This is a genomic window from Deltaproteobacteria bacterium, assembly GCA_029858205.1.
In the GTDB taxonomy this organism is placed as follows: Bacteria; Desulfobacterota; GWC2-55-46; order GWC2-55-46; family DRQE01; genus JAOUFM01.
Genome location: JAOUFM010000023.1, coordinates 1 through 8,776, shown reverse-complemented (window position 1 = coordinate 8,776; position 8,776 = coordinate 1). Strand labels below are relative to the sequence as shown.

Annotated in this window: 7 protein-coding genes; 1 reads left to right on the top strand and 6 read right to left on the bottom strand. The window is 53.4% G+C overall.

Going from position 1 to position 8,776, the window contains the following annotated elements:
* The 6 genes from OEV59_10160 to lsrF form a co-directional block, all read right to left on the bottom strand.
* A partial coding sequence (locus OEV59_10160; protein ID MDH4228090.1) for a phosphopentomutase occupies positions 1-1,000 on the bottom strand: 1,000 nt, incomplete at its 3' end.
* 7 nt (positions 1,001-1,007) lie between these two features.
* The gene (locus OEV59_10155; protein MDH4228089.1) at positions 1,008-2,369 is read right to left on the bottom strand and encodes a TldD/PmbA family protein; all 1,362 of its coding nucleotides are present in this window, start codon (positions 2,367-2,369) and stop codon (positions 1,008-1,010) included.
* 22 nt (positions 2,370-2,391) lie between these two features.
* Positions 2,392-4,077 carry a DNA repair protein RecN gene (recN, locus tag OEV59_10150; GenBank protein ID MDH4228088.1) on the bottom strand — a complete coding sequence of 562 codons (1,686 nt, stop codon included), beginning with the start codon at positions 4,075-4,077 and terminating at the stop codon, positions 2,392-2,394.
* Positions 4,078-4,130: 53 nt separating this feature from the next.
* Positions 4,131-5,000: an NAD(+)/NADH kinase gene (locus OEV59_10145; protein ID MDH4228087.1), complete on the bottom strand. Its 870-nt coding sequence runs from the start codon at positions 4,998-5,000 to the stop codon at positions 4,131-4,133.
* Positions 5,001-5,005: 5 nt separating this feature from the next.
* On the bottom strand, positions 5,006-6,028 hold the full coding sequence (locus OEV59_10140) for an alcohol dehydrogenase catalytic domain-containing protein (protein MDH4228086.1): 1,023 nt from the start codon (positions 6,026-6,028) through the stop codon (positions 5,006-5,008).
* Positions 6,029-6,058: 30 nt separating this feature from the next.
* On the bottom strand, positions 6,059-6,865 hold the full coding sequence (gene lsrF, locus OEV59_10135; protein ID MDH4228085.1) for a 3-hydroxy-5-phosphonooxypentane-2,4-dione thiolase: 807 nt from the start codon (positions 6,863-6,865) through the stop codon (positions 6,059-6,061).
* 248 nt (positions 6,866-7,113) lie between these two features.
* Between lsrF and OEV59_10130 the strand changes: the two genes are divergently transcribed.
* Positions 7,114-8,776 (top strand): KUP/HAK/KT family potassium transporter (locus OEV59_10130; protein ID MDH4228084.1); only part of this gene is annotated, 1,663 nt, incomplete at its 3' end.

Sequence of the window (8,776 nt, the reverse complement as noted above, 5' to 3'; positions counted from 1 at the left end):
TCCGATCTGTCGTCGGGTCGCAGCCGTGGTCAGCCGTTATAAACATTATATCGCCTTGCCCGAGTTTTTTCACTACTTCTTCGAGGCCTTTGTCCGCTGCCTCAAGCGCACGAGCATATCCGGCAGCATCGTTACGGTGGCCGTAGTGCATGTCGAAATCAACGAGATTGGAAAATATTAGGCCGTCGCCGGTAGTATCAAGCGCTAAAGCCGTTGCCTTCAAAACATCGGCATTGGTGGATGCCGTAACCTCTTTTGTAAATCCTTTATGCACGAAGATATCCGGGATCTTACCGATGCCGACTACATCTTTGCCGCTCTCCTTCAGGATATCGAGCATGGTAGCCCCCGGAGGCTCAAGAGAGAAATCCTTTCTCGCTTTCGTACGCTTAAATGAGCCGGGAGCGCCCACAAACGGCCTTGCTATGACGCGGCCTATGCCGTAGGGAGTAAGGGCTGCGCGCATCTTTACGCACAGTTCATGCAACGCCTTGGTCGAAATAACATCTTCATGCGCGGCAACTTGAAAAACACTGTCAGCAGAGGTATAAACAATTGGCTTGCCGGTTTTTAAATGCTCTGCCCCAAGCCTCTCGATTATCTCTGTGCCGGATGCAGCCTTGCCCCAGAGCCAGCCGTACCCGGTCACCTCGCTAAAGAGCTCAAGTATCTCATCCGGAAAGCCGTTTGGAAATGTGCAAAGCGGGCTCTCTAAAATAACGCCGCTCATCTCCCAGTGCCCGGTCGTTGTGTCCTTGCCTTTTGATGCCTCAGCCATGCGGCCGTAGGAAGCAGTCGGCAAAGCGGCCTTTTCTATGCCGCTAACCCCTTCTATCAGGCCAAGCCCCATTGAAGAGAGCGTCTTTAGATGAAGCGGCCCTGCTGCCTTTGCAATGTTGGATAATGTGTTTGAGCCGGAGTCGTTATACTCGGCGGCATCGGGAAGCTCGCCGATACCGAGACTGTCGAAGACTATTATGACGGCCCGTCTCGAAGGCATGAAAAAGTTAAGCTCCGCTCGCCTCTATCGAGCCTACGAGCACGCTCGGAGCGCCTGTAGAGCCCATTAAGCGCATATCAGAGCCAACGGCCTCAACAGATGAAAAAAGCTCTATCAGGTTTCCGGCTATCGCCATGCCGCGAACCGGATAGGCAACCTTGCCGTCCTCGACCCAGAGCCCGCTTGCGCCGAGAGAGAAATCCCCGCTTACGGAGTCTATCGTATGCGCGCCGAGTATGGACTTTATGATAAGCCCCTTACCCATGCCCTTTAGAAGCTCGTCAAAAGGCACGCTGCCTTTTTCCATGTAAAGGTTCGATGTCGTGACATACGGCGAGCCCTTGAAGCCGCCCCGCCCGGCGCTCCCGGTAGAGGCCTTGCCAGCGCGCCTTGCCCAGTACGAGTCATATAAAAAGGTCTCACACATGCCGTCCTTTATGAGCGCGGTCTTTATCCTCGGCACTCCTTCAGAATCGTATAACGAAGAGCCCCAGCCGCCCGGCATAAGTCCGTCGTCGTAAATGCTCACAATGGAAGAGGCAACCTTCTTGCCAAGCTTGTCCTTTAGCATGGACTTGCCCTTTACGACGTTATCGCCGAGAAACGACGAGGAAAGCGCCTCTAGGAACTCAATCACAATGGTATTTTCGAACACGGCCTTGCACTTAATGGTGCCCATGGTCTTTGCCCCGAGCATCTCAACCGCCCTCTCTGCCGCGCTTCTTCCTACAAAGGCGCAATCAACGCCACCCCTCTTATGAGAGAAGTCGGCGTCCCAGCCCATCTCGCTTATCCCTGCCTCCTCGGCAACGGCCATGACCGAGCCTGAGTAGAAAGTAGCCTCGCTAAATACGTCCACGCCGCTCGAGTTAACGAGCCTCGCGCAGGCATAGTTCTCGCCGTAAGAGGCCTTGCGAACGCGCGTTATGCGCTTATCATAATCGCGAGCCTCTCGCTCGATGCACACTGCCGTGTCTATTATCTTCTCATCGGTCGTGTCGTCGAAGGAGGCATCCGTGAGCCCAAGGTCTGCCTCACGCGCCGAACCTGCCTTTGGGAATACGATAAACTCATCCTCCGAAGCGCCGATGCTCCCTGTCAGGGCGTCGTCGGCCATCTTTTTAATAGCCGCTTCATTTGTAACGGTGGTAAACGAAAACCCCGGGCGCGCGCTCTTTAGGGTCCTAAGCCCCACTCCGAAACCCGAGCGCACCTTTATGGAATCGGCCTTTAGCCCCTTGGACTCGACCCCTTTGCCTCGGTTAAATGCGACGTAGACCTCGTATGCGTCAACGCGGCCGTCAACTGCAGCAACAGCCTGCTCAATTGCCTTATCCATAACCGATTTTATGCGCCCCGAGTCCTTCATTGTCCGTTTCGTATCCTCTCTTCTATTTGGCTGCAGAAGCGAAAAGTTCCTTGGCAGCCTTGATGGTCGCGTCAGTCGGCTTTGCGCCTCCAAGCATCACGGCAACCTGTTCGATGCGTTCCTTGTCATCGAGCTTCTTAACGCGCGTAACGGTCCGTCCGTCCTTTGTCTGCGTCTTGGACACGTAAAAATGCGTGTCTGCAAAAGCTGCTATCTGCGGCATGTGCGTAATGCAAATAACCTGGTGCTTTTTAGAAACTGCCTTAAGCTTTTTACCGACGACCTGCGCCATCGGGGCTCCAACTCCCGTATCGACCTCATCGAAGATAAGGGTCGGCACCTTGCCAAGCGCGGTAACTGCCTTCATCGCAAGCATGATTCTCGAAAGCTCTCCTCCGGATGCCACCTTCGATAGCGGCTTTACATCTTCTCCCGGGTTTGTGGAGATAAGGAAGATCACTCTGTCAGCGCCCTTCTCGCCAAAGCGCGGGGACTGGTCTTCATTTCTGTCGGTTTCGATACTCGCCTCGAAAATCGCCCCCTTCATACCAAGCTCAGAAAGTTCCTTTTCTATCGAGGTCTTTAACGCGGCGGCCTGCTTACGCCTTGCCTCGCTAAGAGAGTCGGCTATGACAGCGCATTCCTCCTTCGCCCTCTCAAGCGCCTTTCCTGCCTCCTTTAGCTTTTCATCGTTCGTGTCTATGGATGAAAGGCGCGCCTCCACTGTTTTTTGTTTCTCAAGAAGATCATCGATTGTCTGTGCCGAGTATTTCTTCCTTAGCTTCTCTATCAGCGCGAGCCTGGACTCGAGCTTATCTAGCCTATCGGGGTCTGCCTCCAACCTCGACACATAATCCCTTAAAAACGACGCACAGTCCTCAAGTTCGATTATCAAGGTATCTAACCTGTCACCTGTCTGTATCAACCTTGCGTCGAGCTTTGCAGCCGACTTTATGGACTTAACGATATTGCCAAGCGCCGAAAGTATGGATTCATTAGAGGAATAAAGCGCGCCCTCGGCCCCTCCTACAAGTGTAATGAGTTTTTCGGAATTTACAAGCAGGCCGCGCTCTTTTTTAAGCTCCTCTTCCTCGCCTGATTTCAGCGCCGCATCGGAAAGCTCCTTTGACTGGAACCTTAGAAGGTCCATGTCCGCAGCATCCTTATTAATACCCTCCATCATGGAATCGTAGGTCTTCTGGGCTGCGGCGAACTTCCTGTAGGAATCGCTCATCTCTGCGCGTAGGTTTGCGAGGCTGCCAAAGAGGTCAAGCATGTCTATGTGCTCCTCGACCCTAGTTAGCGACTGGTGCTCGCTCTGTCCGTAGATGTCGATTAAGCGCCTGCCTATTTCCGAAAGCGTTACTATGGTCGAAAGGCTGTCGTTGACCATGACCTTGTTTCTGCCGTTCTTGTTGATGACGCGCCTTATCAGCACCTGTTCGTATTTGGGAAGCCCACTCTCATCGAGGATTCTCGATACCGGCTTTGCGCCCTTTATATCGAAGAAAGCCTCGACCCTGGCCTCCTCCTTGCCGCTCCTTACCATCTCAACGGAAGCCCTGTCGCCGAGCACGAGCTCTATGGCGCCGATGATAATACTCTTGCCCGCGCCGGTCTCTCCGGTAAAAACATTAAGCCCGGGCGTGAAAGCGATGTTCAAGTCGTCTATGATGGCGAAATCGCCGATATTGAGCTCAAGAAGCATGGGGGCATTATACCAGAAAACAGGCGGATTTTACGGCTTACTTAATCTTTACTTCACTTGCTCTTTGCTTCCCATGACAGGCGCTCCCTAAGGATATCGAAGTAGCCCTTGCCCTTGGTTTTGACGAGATAGACATTGCTCTCCGCCCTCTTTACAACCACCCTGTCGCCTGCGGTGATATCGACGTCTATCTGGCCGTCAATTGTCGCAAAGCACTCGGGGTTGCCTTCCTTTATGGTAATGTCAACGTCCATCCAGTCCGGTATGACGACCGGGCGGTTGGTGAGGTTAAACGGGCATATAGGAACAATGCTTATCGAATGTATGGTCGGGTAGAGTATGGGGCCCGATGCCGAGAGAGCGTAAGCTGTCGAGCCGGTTGGAGAGGCGACTATTATGCCGTCGGCCCTGAAGGTCGTTACGTATTCCTTGTTGATGCTCGTATCGAGCTTAACGAGCCGCGCCTGCTTGCTTTTGATGACAACGTCGTTAAGAACGTTGTGCTCGGCCAGTATGTTAATGCCGCGCACGATACGGACGTTTAGCATCATGCGCTCCTCGGTCTCGTAGTTACCGCTTATAAGACGCTCGACCGAATCAAATATCTCCTCGACCCGTATGGAGGTGAGGAACCCGAGCCCTCCCATGTTGGCGCCAAGGATTGGCACCTTCTTGCCGTTTAGCACCCTGGCTGCGTAGAGCATGGTGCCGTCGCCGCCAAGCACCACCACGGCCTCGACGTTCTGCTTCATTTCATCGTCGGTGGCGGCCTTTACCCCCTTTACCATGGAGACAAGCTCAGCGCTGCCGTAGGCCTCGATGCCGCGCGAATGGACGAGTTCGGCAAGCGCTGCGCAAAGGTCAAGCGCCCTCGGATTGCCAAACTTAGCAACGAATCCTATTTTCTTCATGACCCCGGCCATAAGACCTACCTCTGCGGCTCTATCAGTACTTTTACCGAATTCTTTGCCTCTGCAACGAGCTTGAAGCCCTCGGCAGCGTCCTTTAACGCGAGACGGTGGGTTATCATGTCCTCCACCATGACTCGCTTCGATGCCATCATATCGAGCGCCTCGACAGTGTCAACGGGCGTAGAGGCATATGTGTTACGAAACGTTATGTTATCCTTCCATAAATCAAAAAGCGGCATGGCGTATGTCTCACCCGGAGACTTCGGGGCAAAGAACATAATCGTGCCAGCCCTTTCCACACATTTTAGCGCGGTCTTTATAGCGTTATCATGCGCAGTGCAAAGAACAACTATATCAGCCATGCGGCCAAACTTCTTTTGCATCTCTGCTGCAATATCGGCATCTGCCTTCAAGGCAAGGTCTGCGCCGCTCTTAACCGCAAAGTCGAGCTTTACATCCGACACATCCACGGCCGTTATTGGCCCCGAGCCGAGCGCACGCGCACGCTTTATATGCAGAAGCCCGGACATGCCGCTACCGATTACAAGAATAGAGGCCCCGGGCCTCATCTGCATCAGGCGAAAGCCGCGTATTACGCAGCCAAGCGGCTCGCTAAATGTCCCCTCTTCGAAAGAAACGTTCTCCGGGAGCTTATATACCCCCCTGTCGACATTGATTGCAGGCACCCTTACAAACTCGCAGAACCCGCCGGGGTCGAAGTTCGTTGTCCTTAGCGTATCGCACACCGAATGATTTCCCGCAAGGCAGTGGCGGCACGTGTTGCAAGGTATATGGTGCGCAACCGTCACGCGGTCGCCTTTTTTAAAGTTCCCAACCCCTGCTCCCACTTCCTCGACAATGCCAGCTATTTCGTGGCCGAGCACTATTGGCGCCTTCTTTATGCGGTACCACTCCATGACGTCGCTGCCGCAGATGCCGCTTGCCATGATTTTCACGAGCAACTCGCCGTCCTTTATAACGGGGCGCGTAACGTCCTCTATCCTTACATCCGAGTTCTTATAGTATACAGCAGCCTTCATCGATGGCATGTACCCGAATCCCCCGCGCGCTTATGCCGTCTTCTTTTTCTTTGCTTCGGCTGACAAGGTCTGATACATATCAAAGGCCTTATCCGGCTTAAGCCCCGCGTGCACAACCTCGCGTACTGTCTTAATCATCGGCACAGGGTTATCGCTCTGGAATATGTTACGGCCCATGTCAACGCCGACTGCTCCGGCCTGTATGGCCTTGTAGGAGAGCTCGAGCGCTTCCTTCTCAGGGATTTTCTTGCCTCCTGCAATAACCACGGGCACGGGGCTTGTTTTCGTGACCTTTTCGAAGTCGTCGCAGTAGTAGGTCTTAACAAAATGCGCGCCCATCTCGCCAGCTATGCGTGTTGCGAGGGCAAGGTACCTTGCGTCCCTTACCATGTCCTTACCAACTGCCGTTACGGCAAGCACCGGCATACCGTAGTCGTTTGCATCGTCGATTAAGTCGGCCATGTTCTTTAAAGACTGCTTTTCGTTTGGAGACCCGACGAATATGGAAAGCGCCACTGCCGCGACGTTAAGGCGTATGGCGTCTTTTAGCGAAACCGTCAACTCTTCGTTCGAAAGGTCTTCCTTCAATACGCTCGTTCCACCAGACACCCTAAGGCACACCGGAATGTCGAAATTCGCGTCAATGCAGTTCCTTAATACGCCCCTTGTGGGCATGAGCGTGTCGGCATAGGGAAGAAGCGGGGCTGCGACCTTTGCCGGTTCCTCGAGCCCGGTTGTCGGGCCAAGGAAGTAGCCGTGGTCGATTGCCAGCATAACGGTCTTTCCTGTAGCAGGCTTTATGATACGAGATAAGCGATTTCTAAGTCCCCAGTCCATTTTAAAAACCCTCCTTTTGGGCGTTTATTTGTAATGTCGAAAAAAGCGCCTAACTATAGCAGATTATTAAGATATCAGGCAAAAATGGAGTAGTCAATAGGGAAAAGAAGGCAGCCGGACAGGCGTGATACCTATAGCAGGCCGAGGGCCTGCACCCGAATATAAAAGCCGCCACCGCCCCTGCCCGAAAACCCTTGACTACGCCGCGTAAATATCGCATTATAAAATCGAGTAACGGAACCCCTGACATGAGACAAGACCAACCCGCATCGTTTGGCTCCGGCGTCATGAAGTCCATGGGCGTCGTCTTCGGCGACATCGGGACAAGCCCCATATACACGCTGACCGTAATATTCCTCATTACGGCCCCGACGAAAGCGAACATCTTCGGCATACTCTCGCTTATCGTCTGGACCCTTATTATCCTCGTAACCGTCGGATACGCCGTCCTTGCCACCAACCTTAGCCACAAGGGCGAAGGCGGCACCATCGTGCTTCGGGAAATTCTAACGCGTACCCTCAAAAAGGGGCGCACCGTATCGGTACTGACCGTAATGTCGTACCTTGGCGTGTCGCTTCTTCTTGGCGACGGCGTCATCACCCCGGCAATAAGCATACTCTCGGCTGTCGAGGGCCTAACCCTCATCCCCGTGTTCGAGGGCATGGGGCAGAACTCGATAGTCGCAATGTCCATAGTCATAGCAATCGGCCTCTTCATATTCCAGTACAAGGGCACTGACACTGTCGCAAGGATGTTTGGCCCCATCATGGTAGTCTGGTTCATAGCCCTCACTATAACCGGGCTGATATCGATAGTTCAGAGGCCCGACGTCCTGGCCGCAGTAAACCCGTACTACGCAATAAAGTTCCTCATGGACAACAAGATAGCCGGGTTCATCGTGCTCTCGGAGGTAATCCTTTGCGCAACCGGCTCCGAGGCCATGTACGCGGACATGGGGCATCTGGGGAGAAAGTCCATCGTGAACGCGTGGTACTTCGTCTTCGTCGCGCTCGTCATAAACTACCTTGGCCAGGGCGCGTTCCTTCTTGGCCACCCTGAGACAAAGACCGTGCTATTTGGCATGGTCAACACGAACTTGAACTGGGCCTACATACCGTTTCTCCTTCTAACGCTAACGGCGACCATCATCGCATCGCAGGCCATGATAAGCGGCGTTTTCTCGATCGCCTATCAATGCATCAACACGCGCATAATACCCATGATGCGAGTGCAATACACGTCCTCTCACATAAAGTCGCAGATATACTTGGGGTTCATGAACTGGACGCTTATGACCCTCGTCATAGCCGCGATGCTGCACTTCAAGGCCTCGGAAAACCTGGCCGCTGCATACGGCCTTGCGGCGATCGGCACGATGACGATAAGCGCGATACTCATGTGGGCCATCTTCTTCTCGACAAGGAAGTACCTCCGTCTCGCGTTAATCACCATAGTTCTCTCTGCCGACGTGGTCTTTCTCCTCGCGTGCTTGAACAAACTGCCCCACGGCGCGTACTGGTCGCTAATCCTTGCCTCGATACCCTTTATCTCCATACTTCTCTGGGTGTACGGCTCGAGGGCGCTCTATAAGTCGCTTATGCCGCTCGAGATAGAAGTGTTCTCGACAGCCTACGAGCAGATTTACGACAAGGACAAGAACATCCCCGGCACCGCGCTCTTCTTTACGAAGAACTGGCACATGGTATCGAGGCACATCATACACTGCATGGTCTCGATGAACATCATCTATGAGCGAAATATCTTCGTCTCGGTCACAAGAACGGACGAGCCGTTTGGCGTCACATCGGAAGTGAAAGAGAACGTCTGCACGGGATTGGACGTGCTGGAAATAAAGGCCGGGTACATGACCGTGCTAAACACCGTGCAGATACTCGAAAAGCACAACATAA

Bases quoted from the DNA above. Each gene is read 5' to 3' on its own strand.
- OEV59_10155 (MDH4228089.1), bottom strand. From the start codon at position 2,369: ATGAAGGACTCGGGGCGCATAAAATCGGTTATGGATAAGGCAATTGAG.
- recN (MDH4228088.1), bottom strand. From the start codon at position 4,077: ATGCTTCTTGAGCTCAATATCGGCGATTTCGCCATCATAGACGACTTG.
- OEV59_10145 (MDH4228087.1), bottom strand. From the start codon at position 5,000: ATGGCCGGGGTCATGAAGAAAATAGGATTCGTTGCTAAGTTTGGCAAT.
- OEV59_10140 (MDH4228086.1), bottom strand. From the start codon at position 6,028: ATGAAGGCTGCTGTATACTATAAGAACTCGGATGTAAGGATAGAGGAC.
- lsrF (MDH4228085.1), bottom strand. From the start codon at position 6,865: ATGGACTGGGGACTTAGAAATCGCTTATCTCGTATCATAAAGCCTGCT.